The sequence below is a fragment of the Pseudomonas sp. SWI36 genome (genome assembly GCF_002948105.1).
In the GTDB taxonomy this organism is placed as follows: domain Bacteria; phylum Pseudomonadota; class Gammaproteobacteria; order Pseudomonadales; family Pseudomonadaceae; genus Aquipseudomonas; species Aquipseudomonas alloputida.
The window spans coordinates 1,678,020-1,690,345 of record NZ_CP026675.1 but is presented as its reverse complement, the minus strand read 5'-3'; the positions used below and the strand labels follow the sequence as shown (position 1 = coordinate 1,690,345).

The 12,326-nt window shown below is 62.3% G+C and carries 12 protein-coding genes and 5 tRNA genes; 9 read left to right on the top strand and 8 right to left on the bottom strand.

Annotation, left to right across the window (positions count from 1 at the left end):
• Positions 1-45: 45 nt before the first annotated feature.
• From rluD to C4Q27_RS08215, 8 genes are all read left to right on the top strand, one after another.
• Complete coding sequence (rluD, locus tag C4Q27_RS08255) at positions 46-1,008, top strand: 23S rRNA pseudouridine(1911/1915/1917) synthase RluD (RefSeq protein WP_003247554.1); 963 nt, start codon at positions 46-48, stop codon at positions 1,006-1,008.
• Entirely contained in the window at positions 1,005-1,745 is a 741-nt protein-coding gene (gene pgeF / locus C4Q27_RS08250) for a peptidoglycan editing factor PgeF (protein ID WP_010951886.1), read from the top strand. Before rluD ends, pgeF begins: the two co-directional genes overlap by 4 nt.
• 249 nt (positions 1,746-1,994) lie before the next feature.
• Positions 1,995-4,559 (top strand): ATP-dependent chaperone ClpB, encoded by a 2,565-nt coding sequence (gene clpB, locus C4Q27_RS08240; protein WP_010951887.1) that lies wholly within the window; start codon positions 1,995-1,997, stop codon positions 4,557-4,559.
• A 444-nt stretch (positions 4,560-5,003) separates the two neighbouring features.
• Positions 5,004-5,079: transfer RNA gene (locus C4Q27_RS08235), tRNA-Asn, on the top strand.
• Positions 5,080-5,083: 4 nt separating this feature from the next.
• Positions 5,084-5,160 (top strand) — tRNA-Pro (locus C4Q27_RS08230).
• Positions 5,161-5,166: 6 nt separating this feature from the next.
• Positions 5,167-5,242, top strand: a tRNA-Lys gene (locus C4Q27_RS08225).
• 46 nt (positions 5,243-5,288) lie between these two features.
• Positions 5,289-5,365, top strand: a tRNA-Pro gene (locus tag C4Q27_RS08220).
• 5 nt (positions 5,366-5,370) lie between these two features.
• Positions 5,371-5,446, top strand: a tRNA-Lys gene (locus tag C4Q27_RS08215).
• Between the two features lie 190 nt (positions 5,447-5,636).
• On the opposite strand, the gene C4Q27_RS08210 is transcribed toward C4Q27_RS08215, so the two are convergent.
• From C4Q27_RS08210 to C4Q27_RS08195, 4 genes are all read right to left on the bottom strand, one after another.
• Positions 5,637-6,932, bottom strand: a complete 1,296-nt coding sequence (locus C4Q27_RS08210) for an NAD(P)/FAD-dependent oxidoreductase (protein ID WP_003247549.1) — start codon at positions 6,930-6,932, stop codon at positions 5,637-5,639.
• 84 nt (positions 6,933-7,016) lie between these two features.
• Positions 7,017-7,190 (bottom strand): DUF3094 domain-containing protein, encoded by a 174-nt coding sequence (locus C4Q27_RS08205; protein WP_008091951.1) that lies wholly within the window; start codon positions 7,188-7,190, stop codon positions 7,017-7,019.
• A gap of 132 nt (positions 7,191-7,322) precedes the next feature.
• Complete coding sequence (locus C4Q27_RS08200; RefSeq protein ID WP_003247546.1) at positions 7,323-7,952, bottom strand: DUF1780 domain-containing protein; 630 nt, start codon at positions 7,950-7,952, stop codon at positions 7,323-7,325.
• A gap of 55 nt (positions 7,953-8,007) precedes the next feature.
• A complete protein-coding gene (locus tag C4Q27_RS08195; protein WP_064492471.1) occupies positions 8,008-8,439 on the bottom strand; it encodes a hypothetical protein in 432 nt (143 codons plus the stop codon).
• 86 nt (positions 8,440-8,525) lie between these two features.
• On the opposite strand from C4Q27_RS08195, the gene C4Q27_RS08190 reads away from it, so the two are divergent.
• Entirely contained in the window at positions 8,526-9,233 is a 708-nt protein-coding gene (locus C4Q27_RS08190; protein WP_020190540.1) for an energy-coupling factor ABC transporter permease, read from the top strand.
• 193 nt (positions 9,234-9,426) lie between these two features.
• Here the strand turns inward: C4Q27_RS08190 and yacG are convergent, their stop codons facing one another.
• Genes yacG through C4Q27_RS08165 form a run of 4 tightly spaced genes read right to left on the bottom strand, consistent with a single transcriptional unit; the run spans position 9,427 to position 12,324 of the window.
• Entirely contained in the window at positions 9,427-9,627 is a 201-nt protein-coding gene (gene yacG / locus C4Q27_RS08180) for a DNA gyrase inhibitor YacG (RefSeq protein ID WP_010951889.1), read from the bottom strand.
• Entirely contained in the window at positions 9,624-10,247 is a 624-nt protein-coding gene (coaE, locus tag C4Q27_RS08175) for a dephospho-CoA kinase (protein WP_104886727.1), read from the bottom strand. Before coaE ends, yacG begins: the two co-directional genes overlap by 4 nt.
• Positions 10,247-11,113 (bottom strand): A24 family peptidase, encoded by an 867-nt coding sequence (locus C4Q27_RS08170; protein WP_104886726.1) that lies wholly within the window; start codon positions 11,111-11,113, stop codon positions 10,247-10,249. Before C4Q27_RS08170 ends, coaE begins: the two co-directional genes overlap by 1 nt.
• A gap of 2 nt (positions 11,114-11,115) precedes the next feature.
• A complete protein-coding gene (locus C4Q27_RS08165; RefSeq protein ID WP_104886725.1) occupies positions 11,116-12,324 on the bottom strand; it encodes a type II secretion system F family protein in 1,209 nt (402 codons plus the stop codon).
• Positions 12,325-12,326 lie beyond the last annotated feature (2 nt).

The following is a 12,326-nucleotide window of genomic DNA, read 5'->3' as shown; positions in this document are numbered from 1 at the left end:
AAGCTCGCAGCCGAAACCAAAGGCTGTGCGCCCGCCGAATCGAGCATGTCCGAGATCATTCAACTTAGCGCAGAGGTACCGTCCGAACTGGGCGGCCAACGCCTCGACCAGGTCGCCGCCCAATTGTTCGCCGAGTACTCGCGTTCGCGGCTAACTTCGTGGATCAAAGAGGGCCGCCTGACGGTCGATGGTGCAGTCGTGCGCCCTCGAGACCTTGTTCATGGTGGCTCTCTGCTTGCCCTGGAGGCCGAACAAGAGGCCCAGGGCGAGTGGATCGCAGAAGATATCGAACTGGATATCGTCTACGAAGACGACCACATCCTGGTGATCAACAAGCCTGCCGGGCTGGTTGTGCACCCGGCGGCCGGGCATGCCAGCGGCACCCTGCTCAACGCGCTGCTGCACCATGTGCCAGACATCGTCAACGTGCCGCGCGCCGGTATCGTGCACCGTCTGGACAAGGACACCACCGGCCTGATGGTGGTGGCCAAGACCCTGCAGGCGCAGACCAAGCTGGTCGAGCAGATGCAGGCCCGCAAGGTCAGCCGCATCTACGAGTGCATCGTGATTGGCGTGGTGACTGCCGGTGGCAAGATCGACGCGCCCATCGGCCGCCACGGCGGCATGCGCCAGCGCATGGCTGTAACTGACGGCGGCAAGCCGGCGGTCAGCCACTACCGCGTACTCAAGCGCTTCCGCTCGCACACCCATGTGCGGGTCAAGCTGGAAACCGGCCGTACCCACCAGATTCGCGTGCACATGGCCCACGTGGGTTTCCCACTGGTTGGTGACCAGACGTACGGCGGGCGCTTCCGTATTCCGCCCGCTGCCAGCCCGACCATGGTCGAGGCGGTCAAGACTTTCCCGCGCCAGGCGCTGCATGCGCGTTTCCTCGCCTTGGCCCACCCGATTACCGGTGAAGTCATGAAGTGGGAATCGCCACTGCCGGATGACTTCGTCTGGTTGCTGTCGCTGCTGAACCAGGACCGCGAGAGCTTCATCGGATGAGTGACCTGACGCAGGCGTTGCTGTTCCCCGACTGGCCGGCCCCGGCTTCGGTCCGCGCCTGTGTCACCACCCGTCAGGGCGGCGTCAGCCTGCCGCCCTATGAAACCTTCAACCTCGGCGACCATGTTGGGGATGACCCTGCCGCGGTCGCCGAGAACCGCCGCCGCCTGAGCGAACAGTTCACCATCCAACCGGCCTGGCTCAAGCAGGTGCATGGGCGGGTGGTGGCGGATGCCGACCCGACCGTGGTGGCCGAGGCCGATGCCAGCTGGACCCGCCAGCCTGGTATTGCCTGCACCGTGATGACCGCCGATTGCCTGCCTGCGCTGTTCTGCGACCGTGCCGGCACCCGCGTGGCGGCGGCGCATGCGGGCTGGCGCGGGCTGGCGGGTGGTGTGCTGGAAGCCACGCTGGACCGGCTGGCGCTGCCGCCAGAAGAGGTGCTGGTGTGGTTGGGGCCTGCCATCGGCCCGCAAGCATTCGAAGTGGGGCTGGAAGTGCGTGATGCCTTTACCGCCGTGCACCCGCAAGCAGCTCGGGCATTCGTCGACGGCGAACGGCCAGGCAAGCTGTTGGCGGATATCTATGAGCTGGCGCGTATTCGCCTGGCTGCCCGTGGCGTGACTGCTGTTTATGGCGGTGGCTTGTGCACGGTCAGTGATGCGCGGTTCTTCTCCTATCGCCGTACCCCGCAGGGGGGGCGTTTTGCATCGTTGGTCTGGCTGGACCCGCGCTAGCCTGTACCGGCCTCTTCGCGGGCACGCCCGCTCCCACAGAGATTCCGCAAACGTTGAAACCGGTGGTGTAACTGTGGGGGCGGGCATGCCCGCGAATGGCCCCCATTAATCCAACAGGTTGACTTTGGTCAACCCCGCTACGCTTGAATCTTCCAGAATCAGCCTTATCTATAAAGTCATCTCAGGCAGGTTTCTTTATAAACAGGCGCTGTCCATCGCTCCGACCTGCCCTTTAAAGGAAGGTACACCATGCGAATAGACCGTTTAACCAGCAAGCTGCAACTTGCAATATCCGATGCCCAGTCTTTGGCCGTTGGCATGGACCACCCTGCCATCGAGCCCGTGCACCTGTTACAGGCGCTGCTCGAACAGCAGGGTGGCTCCATCAAACCGCTGCTGATGCAGGTAGGCTTCGACATCAATGGCCTGCGCCAGGGGCTGGTGAAAGAACTCGACCAACTGCCGAAAATACAGAACCCTACCGGCGACGTGAACATGTCGCAGGACTTGGCACGCCTGCTTAACCAGGCAGACCGCCTGGCGCAGCAGAAGGGCGACCAGTTCATTTCCAGCGAGCTGGTGCTGTTGGCCGCCATGGACGAAAACAGCAAGCTCGGCAAGCTGCTGCTGAGCCAGGGCGTGAGCAAGAAAGCGCTGGAAAATGCCATCAACAACCTGCGTGGCGGCGCGGCAGTGAATGACGCCAACGCCGAGGAATCGCGCCAGGCGCTGGACAAATACACCGTCGACCTGACCAAGCGTGCCGAAGAGGGCAAGCTGGACCCGGTCATTGGCCGTGACGATGAAATCCGCCGCACAGTGCAGGTGCTGCAACGCCGTACCAAGAACAACCCGGTGCTGATCGGTGAGCCCGGCGTGGGTAAAACCGCCATCGCCGAAGGCCTGGCCCAGCGCATCATCAATGGTGAAGTGCCCGACGGCCTCAAAGGCAAGCGCCTGTTGGCGCTGGACATGGGCGCGCTGATTGCCGGTGCCAAGTACCGCGGTGAGTTCGAAGAGCGCTTGAAAAGCCTGCTGAACGAACTGTCCAAGCAGGAAGGCCAGATCATCCTGTTCATCGACGAACTGCACACCATGGTCGGCGCCGGCAAAGGCGAGGGCGCCATGGACGCCGGCAACATGCTCAAGCCGGCCCTGGCCCGCGGCGAGCTGCATTGCGTAGGTGCCACCACGCTGAACGAGTACCGCCAGTTCATCGAAAAGGACGCCGCCCTGGAGCGCCGCTTCCAGAAGGTGCTGGTCGAGGAGCCGAGCGAGGAAGACACCATCGCCATCCTGCGTGGCCTGAAAGAGCGCTATGAAGTGCACCACAAGGTGGCCATCACCGACGGTGCAATCATCGCTGCGGCCAAGCTCAGCCACCGCTACATTACTGACCGCCAGCTGCCGGACAAGGCCATTGACCTGATCGACGAAGCGGCCAGCCGCATCCGCATGGAGATTGACTCCAAGCCGGAAGTGCTCGACCGCCTTGATCGCCGCCTGATCCAGCTGAAGGTGGAGTCGCAGGCGCTGAAGAAAGAAGAAGACGAAGCGGCGAAAAAGCGCCTGGAGAAGCTGACCGAGGAAATCGAGCGGCTGGAGCGTGAGTATTCCGACCTGGAAGAAATCTGGGCTTCGGAGAAAGCTGAAGTGCAGGGCTCGGCGCAGATCCAGCAAAAGATCGAGCAGTCTCGCCAGGAGCTGGAAGCCGCCCGTCGCAAAGGCGACCTGAACCGCATGGCCGAACTGCAGTACGGGGTGATCCCGGACCTGGAGCGCAGCCTGCAGATGGTCGACCAGCACGGCAAGACCGACAACCAGTTGCTGCGCAACAAGGTCACCGAGGAAGAAATTGCCGAAGTGGTGTCGAAGTGGACCGGCATTCCTGTGGCCAAGATGCTCGAAGGCGAGCGTGAGAAGCTGCTGAAGATGGAAGAGCTGCTGCACCAGCGCGTGATTGGCCAGAGCGAGGCGGTAACCGCCGTAGCCAACGCCGTACGCCGCTCACGTGCCGGGCTGTCCGACCCGAACCGGCCAAGTGGTTCGTTCCTGTTCCTCGGCCCGACCGGTGTGGGCAAGACCGAACTGTGCAAGGCGCTGGCCGAGTTCCTGTTCGACACCGAAGAGGCGATGGTGCGCATCGACATGTCCGAATTCATGGAGAAGCACTCCGTAGCGCGCCTGATCGGTGCACCACCAGGCTATGTAGGGTATGAAGAGGGCGGTTACCTGACCGAGGCCGTGCGGCGCAAGCCTTACTCGGTGGTGCTGCTGGACGAGGTGGAAAAAGCCCACCCGGATGTGTTCAACGTGCTGTTGCAGGTGCTGGAAGACGGCCGCCTGACCGACAGCCACGGGCGCACTGTGGACTTCCGCAACACCGTGATCGTGATGACTTCCAACCTGGGCTCTGCGCAGATTCAGGAACTGGTGGGTGACCGCGAGGCACAGCGTGCGGCGGTGATGGATGCGGTGGGGGCGCACTTCCGTCCCGAGTTCATCAACCGCATCGACGAAGTGGTGGTGTTCGAGCCTTTGGGCCGCGAGCAGATTGCCGGTATTACCGAAATCCAGCTCGGCCGCCTGCGCAGCCGTTTGCTGGAGCGCGAACTGTCGCTGAGCCTGAGCCCAGAGGCGTTGGACAAGCTGATTGCCGTGGGTTACGACCCGGTGTACGGCGCGCGGCCGCTGAAGCGGGCGATCCAGCGCTGGATCGAGAACCCGCTGGCGCAGCTGATTCTGGCCGGCAAGTTCCTGCCCGGTACGGCGATCACCGCCAAGGTGGAAGGCGACGAAATCGTCTTCGGCTGATTGTGTTGCACCATGAGCCCCGCGTTTGCGGGGCTTTTTTCTGCCTGTTGCCCATGCCGGCCCCTTCGCGGCCAACTCTGCGCAGATTTTTGCAGGCTCTGCAGCCCCTCGTAGGCGCGGGTTTAGCCGTGAAAGGGCCGGCACAGCCCAGCTATTTCGGGCCTTTGCGCCAATCTTGGATAACCGTCTGAAATTTTTGAAATTTTTGCTTGCATCAAATTTAGAGTGCCCCTAATATACGCCGCGTTGTCAGGCACTAAGCGAATCACCAGCAACATCGGTAATCGCAAAACAACTTACAAATCAGTAAGTTGAATGAAAAAAAGTGGTTGACAAGCAAAACGAAGAATGTAGAATAGCCGGCCTCAGCAGCGGCAACGCGAAAGCGAAGAAGCTAAAGAGTCCGAAGCGAACACAGTCTTCGGAGTTGTACCGAAGTTCAGTTCCGCGATAGCTCAGTCGGTAGAGCAAATGACTGTTAATCATTGGGTCCCTGGTTCGAGTCCAGGTCGCGGAGCCAATCTCGGGGTGTAGCGCAGTCCGGTAGCGCGCCTGCTTTGGGAGCAGGATGTCAGGAGTTCGAATCCCCTCACCCCGACCATTTTCCGGGTCGTTAGCTCAGTTGGTAGAGCAGTTGGCTTTTAACCAATTGGTCGTAGGTTCGAATCCTACACGACCCACCATGTAGAAAAGGGCATCTCAAAGAGATGCCCTTTTTTTTGAAACACTCGGGGTGTAGCGCAGTCCGGTAGCGCGCCTGCTTTGGGAGCAGGATGTCAGGAGTTCGAATCCCCTCACCCCGACCATTTTTGGGTCGTTAGCTCAGTTGGTAGAGCAGTTGGCTTTTAACCAATTGGTCGTAGGTTCGAATCCTACACGACCCACCATGAACAAAGGGCATCTCGCATGAGATGCCCTTTTTCTTTTGCCCCGAAAAATGCGCCCATCGGTGCAATCCCACCTGCATCTATTTGCCACACCGCCCCTTTGTAGGAGCGGGTTCACCCGCGAATACGGCAGCGCAGCCACCATCGCATTCACAGGTAAACCCGCGCCTACAGGGCATGGGGGCGCCTGTCAGTGCAACTTCAGGCGCGGCTCGGTACCCCGGCCAATCTTGCTACCCAGCATCATCAACGCCGTGCGGAAGAACCCGTACAGCGCCATCTGGTGCATGCGGTACAGCGACACATAGAACATCCGCGCCAGCCAGCCTTCCAGCTTCACGCTGCCCATCAGGTTACCCATCAGGTTGCCCACCGCCGAGAAGCGCGACAGCGACACCAGTGAGCCATAGTCCTTGTACTCGTACGTCGGCAGGGCCTTGTTCTCCAGGCGCGCCTTCAGGCTTTGCGCCAGCATCGAAGCCTGCTGGTGCGCCGCCTGTGCGCGCGGCGGCACGTTACGGTCGCTGCCAGGTTGCGGGCAGGCGGCGCAGTCACCGAAGGCAAAGATGTTGTCGTCGCGGGTGGTTTGCAGGGTAGGGCGCACGACCAGCTGGTTGATGCGGTTGGTTTCCAGGCCATCGATGTCCTTGAGGAAACCTGGCGCGCGGATACCGGCTGCCCACACCTTCAGGCTGGCCTGGATCACTTCACCGTCCTTGGTTTTCAGGCCGTCCTCGGTCACTTCACTGACCGCGGCGTTGGTCATCACCTTCACCCCGAGTTTTTCCAGGGTTTTGTGAACCGGTACGCTGATGCGCTCCGGCAGCGCTGGCAGAACGCGCGGGCCCGCCTCGATAAGGGTAATGTGCATGTCCTTGGGCTGGATGCGGTCCAGGCCATAGGCCGCCAGCTCGTGGGCAGCGTGGTGCAGCTCGGCCGCCAGCTCTACACCGGTGGCACCGGCGCCGACAATGGCTACGCTGATTTTCTCGCTGGCCACGTCGCCGGCGTGGGCACGCAGGTAGTGGTTCAGCAGTTGCTGGTGGAAACGCTCCGCCTGCTTGCGGGTATCCAGGAACAGGCAGTGCTGCGCTGCGCCCAGGGTGCCGAAGTCGTTGGTGTTGGAGCCCACGGCAATCACCAGGGTGTCGTAGCCCAGGGTGCGCGCAGGCAGCAGCTCGCGGCCCTCTTCGTCGAGGGTGGCAGCCAGTTGAATCTGCTTGCCTTCACGGTCCAGGCCGCTCATGCGCCCCAGCTGGAAATTGAAGTGGTTCCACTTGGCCTGAGCCACGTAGTTCAGTTCGTCTTCCGAGGAGTTCAGCGAGCCGGCGGCCACTTCGTGCAGCAGTGGCTTCCAGATGTGCGTGAGGTTGGTGTCGACCAGGGTGATTTCGGCCTGCTTGCGCTTGCCCAGGCTTTTACCCAGGCGGGTCGCCAGTTCCAGGCCGCCGGCGCCGCCGCCGACAATCACGATGCGATGAGTCATGGGAATATCTCATAAGGTTTACGGAATTCGTGGCCCTGGGGGCCGGCCGCAAACTGCACGAGGGGAGGGCGAGCGCGAAGCAGCTCATAGCACCAGTCCACTCAGCAGGCGGCTGATCAGACCCAACCCGATGGTCACGGCCAGCACCAGCACAAGGAGCAGCCACGGCCGGAAGGGCCTGCGCTCGACTTGGTGCTGGGGGGCTCGCAGATACTCATCGACACGACGCTGATCTTCCGGGTTCAGGCGACTGGTCATGGTGGGCCTCGTCAGGTAGACGTTTGTGACTGCGCAAACGCTACAGCGTTCGCGCAGGCGCTTGAAACAAATGATAATGCTTTCTATCCCTGGCGCCGAGTGTACGCCATCGCAAACAGTCGCTGCACTGGATCAAAGACTGATGCCTACGTCGAAGACGATGCTGCGGCCCAGGTTGCCGCGCAGGAAATCCGGCGCATCGGGGTGGGCAAACAGTACCCGGGCAAAGGTTGGCCCGACCAGCGACAGCGAACGCCAGCCTTGGCGCAGGTATTCGGTAGGCGGCGGGAAGTGGGTGTTGAGGTCGAGCACTTCGCGCTTGAGGCTGGAGAACGCGATGATGTCCAGCTCGTTCAGCTCCAGCCCGCGTTCCCGGTAATTGTGCGCCTTCTTGCGCAAGGTGGGCGCCAGGCGCCCCAGCAGTTCGGTGGCACTGATGCGCCGTGGGCGTGCTTCGCGGCGTACCAGCTGCGCCAGGGAAAACGCACTGCGTCGCCGCTGCAGCTCCTCGCGCCATTCATCGTTCAGCCGGCGGCCCTCGTCGAGCACGAAAAACACCTCGAAGGCGGCGTCGCGGAACAGCACGTCTGGCGGCTCCTGCCCCGCCGGGGTGAAGTCCTCGCTGCGGTAGGGAATGTTCAGCCCCTGCAACAGGCGCTGGCACACCCAACGCTCCCGCTCCCACTTACGGGCGTTGGAGAGAAAGGCATTGGCTTGTTCGGCCTGGATGGTAAGCAGGCGCAGGTAGTCTGAGTCATCCATGCAGACAAGCTTAGCCGCTAATCGATGACGGTAAGATGCTGTTTAAGCGTGAGAATCAGCCCAGCACTGGCCACTGCTGCACCAGCCCGACCAGATGTACCACGCCAAAGCCCAGGCAGATCAGCGAACTGACCACGATAAAACGCTGCGAACGCCCGGTGCCCGCCAGCAATACTGGCCCCAGCAGACCGCGTAGCAAGTACACCAGGGTGATCAGGCAAATGACTGGCAGCAGCAAGGGCAGCCGCCCGATCGCCCCGGCAGCCGACAGCGCATAGGCCGACCAGGCCAGCAACACGCAGGCGATGGCGGCAGTAATCAGCGCCGGGTAGCAGCGGCCCTTCTCGGCGGCCACCGCCATGCGCTCACCGGCCCCGAACAATCGGTACCAACGCGGCCCCACGGCGATGATGGCCAGGTGAATTACGCCGATGATGGCGTTGAGTGCCGCTGCCAGTAGCAGGGCGGGGTTGGTTCCTTCCTGCATGACCAATGCTTCCTGCATCGAATGGAAGCGTCAGCCTACCGCAGCCGAAGGAATGGGAGAATGGGTGTAGACTCGGTTTTATCCACATGGCCGCAAAGGGTATTGTTCAGGTGATCAGCGCGCAGGTGTTATCCGGCACCACCCTTACCCTTGGCTGGCTGGGTTATGTGCCGTTGCTGATCTGGGCGGTCAGCCGGGTTCGCTGGGTTGAACTGTTTACCGACCGGCGCCGCCAGCATTTGCTGTTTGGCACGGTGTTCTGCCTGTTTGCGCTGTGGCTGGTGCGGCGCGACTTTGATACCGGGGTGTCGTACCACTTTATTGGCATGACGGCGGTCACCCTGTTGCTGGACTGGCCGCTGGCGGTGCTGGGTGGGTTCATGGCCCAGCTCGGCTTGCTGGCGCTGGGGCGTCAGGACCTGGCGGCGCTGGGGGTGAATGGTTTGTTGCTGGTTGGCTTGCCGGTGCTGATTACCGAGGTGTGCGCGCTATTGGTGGAGCGTGCCCAGCCCCGAAACCTGTTTGTTTACATCTTTTGTTCGGGTTTTTTTCCGGCAGCGCTGACTGTGCTGATTTGCGTCCCCGCAGCGCTAGGGGTGTTGTGGCTGGACGGGCGTTTTGCCCTGCCGGAGTGGCTCAGCGACTTTGTTGGCTACCTGTGGCTGATGATGTTCCCCGAGGCGTTCATCAACGGCATGGTGATCAGTGCGCTGGTGGTGTTTTGCCCCGAGTGGCTGGAAACCTTCAACCGCACACGGTATCTGCAGGCGCCCTGGAAGGAAGATGAGCGGTGAATGTGTGGTGGCTGTGCCGGCCTCTTCGGGGGTAATGCACAGCACTCAGCGGTTGCACTCTCACTGTGGGAGCGGGCATGCCCGCGAACACGGGCGAAGCCCGTGCCATCCACTGCGCCGCCTGCTTCGCGGGCTTGCCCGCTCCCACAGGTACCGCGCGGGTTGTGGGCCCGCGTTGTATTTTTGGATCAGCTCAATGCCGCGGCTCCAGGTCCCCCGAATACAGCTCATCTTCGGACTCTTCCGACCCCGCAATCTTGTGCTCCTCGGCTGCCCAGGCGCCCAGGTCGATCAGCTTGCAACGGTCCGAACAAAACGGTCGGAACGCGTTTTTTTCGCTCCATTCCACAGGCGCGCCGCAGGTCGGGCAATCGACGGTCAATGGCTGGCTCATGGCTGGCCTCCTTTCAAAGTCAGGTAAAAGTGGTGCAGGCGGTCAATCTGCTCATGCAGCGCGGCCAGGTCGCCGTCGTTGACCACCACATCATCGGCATGGCGCAGGCGATCCTCACGGGCCAACTGCGCCTGCAAAATGGCCTGCACGTGCTCGGCACTGGTGTTGTCCCGCGCCAGGGTACGGGCTATTTGCAGGTCCTGCGGCGCATCGATCACCAGCACACGTTGGGTCTTGTGGTGCTGGCCCGATTCGATCAGCAGCGGCGACACATAGACTGCATAAGGCGACTGCGCCTTGGCCAGATAGCTGAAAATCTCCTGACCGATCAGCGGGTGCAGCAGTTGTTCCAGCCATTTGCGTTGCGCCGGGTCGGTGAATATCAGCTGGCGCAGGGCGGCACGATCGAGCTGGCCGTCGCCCTGCAGCACGCCCGGGCCGAAGCGCTCGACGATGCTGGCCAGGGCCGGGCGACCAGGTTCGACAACCCAGCGCGCCGCCTGGTCGGCATCGACCAGGTGCACGCCAAGCTCGACAAAGCGCTCGGCAGCGGCGCTTTTGCCGCTACCAATGCCGCCGGTCAGGCCGAGAATCCAGGGGGTAAAGGCCGCAGTGGTCATCAGTATCCAAGCAGTTGTATGTATGAGGCGTATATTTCATCACCCCAGAGCACGGCAATCCACCCCGCAATTGCCAGATAAGGGCCAAACGGGATTGCCGTGCCCAAGGCATGCCGGCGAAAACGCAGCAGGCACAGGCCAACAAGCGCCCCCACCACCGACGACAACAGCAGCGTCAACGGCAGCACCTGCCAACCCCCCCATGCCCCGATCAGCGCCATCAGCTTGAAATCGCCATAGCCCATGCCTTCCTTGCCGGTGACCAGCCTGAACACCCAGTACACCGTCCACAGGGTGAGATACCCGGCCACTGCGCCCCACAGGGCATCGGCCAGGGCCACATGGATACCAAAGGCATTGACGATCAGCCCTAGCCACATGGTCGGCAGCACCAGCACATCCGGCAGCAGCTGGTGGTCCGCATCGATCAGGCTCAGCGCCAGCAGGCACCAGGTCAGCGGCAGAGCCACCAACGCCTCTACCGAAGCGCCGAAGCGCCAGGCCACTACCAGCGACAGCAGCGCGCTGGCCACTTCCACTACCGGGTAACGCAGGCTGATGCGTTTTTTGCAGGACGAACAGCGCCCGCCCAAGGCCAGGTAGCTGATGACCGGAATGTTCTCCCACGCACGAACCCGGTGCGCGCAGTGTGGGCACCGGGAGGCGGGCAGGCACAGGTCGAAACGCGCGTGCTGCGTGGTCGGCAGCCCCAATACCTCTTGCGCCTCACGCTGCCATTGCCGCTCCAGCATGATCGGCAGGCGATACACCAGCACATTGATAAAACTGCCCACCAGCAGGCCGAGCACCGTGGCGAAAGTAAGGAAGTACGCTGGCTGTTCAGCCAGCAAAGCCCATAAAGTCATGTTCAGATCAAACTACCCAACTGGAAGATCGGCAGGTACATCGCCACCACCAGGCCACCCACCAGCAAGCCCAGGATCAGCACGATGGCCGGCTCCAGCAGGCTGGTCAACTGGTCCAGCGCCTGGCTGACCTGCTCCTCGTAATGGCTGGCGGCTTTTTCCAGCATCTGGTCCAGCGTGCCGCTGGATTCACCGATGGCCGTCAACTGCACCAGCAAGGGGGGAAACAGCGGTTCACCGGCCATCGCCTGATTCAGCCCTTGTCCATTGGCCATGCCTTGGCGCAGCCGCAACACCGCCTGTTCGTGCAGGTCGCCACCCGTTACCCGCGCCACCGTCCCCAGCGCATCCAGCAACGGCACCCCGGCGCCGTAGGACGTTGCCAGGCTGCGCGCAAACCGCGCCAGCGCGGCCTGCCCCAGCAACTTGCCAAACACGGGCAAGCCCAGCACCCGCCGAGATATCCACAGGCGCGCTGGCGCGTGCTGCCGGTAAAGCTGGCGCACGGCAACACCCAGCACCAAGCCCATCACCAGCAGCAGCGGCGCAAACCGGCTCAGCCCTGTGGACAAGTTGATCACCCATTGGGTAAATGCCGGCAACGCCGCGCCCATGCCCGAGAACATGCTCTCGAATTTAGGAATCACCTCCAGCAACAAGATTGCCGACACCCCCAGCCCGGTCAGCAACAGCAGCAGCGGGTAGATCATCGCCTTGCGCACCTTCTTGTGCAGCACCCGACGCTGTTCCAGCATGCCGGCCAGCTGCTCCAGCTGCCGGTCGAGCGTACCGGACTGTTCGCCCACCCGTACCAGGTTGCAATACAGCGCATCGAACCATGCCGGGTGACGCTGCAATGCATCCGCCAACCCCAGGCCCGAGGCCACATCCTGTTTCAATCTTTCCAGCAACGCCGCCTGCGCCGCATCGCAACCACTGCGGCCCATCACCTCGAACGCCTGCAGCAGCGGCACCCCGGCCTTGAGCAACGTCGCCAACTGCCGGCTGAACCCCGCCGGGTCAGCCTTTTCGCGCCGCTTTGGCAAGCTGAACGCCAGCCCGCTGGCCGGCCGCAAACTCGCCACCGTGATGCCCTGGCGAATCAGCCCGGCGCGCACATAAGCCGGGCTGCGCCCGGGTGTTTGGCCGCTGACCGGCGTGCCGTTGGCGTCGGTGCCGTGCCAGCGGTAGAGAAGTGAAGATGAAGTCATGC

Coding starts and splice junctions, on each gene's coding strand:
- yacG (WP_010951889.1), bottom strand. CDS start 9,627: ATGAGCCAGCCATTGACCGTCGATTGCCCGACCTGCGGCGCGCCTGTG.
- coaE (WP_104886727.1), bottom strand. CDS start 10,247: ATGACCACTGCGGCCTTTACCCCCTGGATTCTCGGCCTGACCGGCGGC.
- C4Q27_RS08190 (WP_020190540.1), top strand. CDS start 8,526: ATGGCCGCAAAGGGTATTGTTCAGGTGATCAGCGCGCAGGTGTTATCC.
- pgeF (WP_010951886.1), top strand. CDS start 1,005: ATGAGTGACCTGACGCAGGCGTTGCTGTTCCCCGACTGGCCGGCCCCG.
- rluD (WP_003247554.1), top strand. CDS start 46: ATGTCCGAGATCATTCAACTTAGCGCAGAGGTACCGTCCGAACTGGGC.
- C4Q27_RS08200 (WP_003247546.1), bottom strand. CDS start 7,952: ATGGATGACTCAGACTACCTGCGCCTGCTTACCATCCAGGCCGAACAA.
- C4Q27_RS08205 (WP_008091951.1), bottom strand. CDS start 7,190: ATGACCAGTCGCCTGAACCCGGAAGATCAGCGTCGTGTCGATGAGTAT.
- C4Q27_RS08195 (WP_064492471.1), bottom strand. CDS start 8,439: ATGCAGGAAGGAACCAACCCCGCCCTGCTACTGGCAGCGGCACTCAAC.
- C4Q27_RS08165 (WP_104886725.1), bottom strand. CDS start 12,324: ATGACTTCATCTTCACTTCTCTACCGCTGGCACGGCACCGACGCCAAC.
- C4Q27_RS08170 (WP_104886726.1), bottom strand. CDS start 11,113: ATGACTTTATGGGCTTTGCTGGCTGAACAGCCAGCGTACTTCCTTACT.
- clpB (WP_010951887.1), top strand. CDS start 1,995: ATGCGAATAGACCGTTTAACCAGCAAGCTGCAACTTGCAATATCCGAT.
- C4Q27_RS08210 (WP_003247549.1), bottom strand. CDS start 6,932: ATGACTCATCGCATCGTGATTGTCGGCGGCGGCGCCGGCGGCCTGGAA.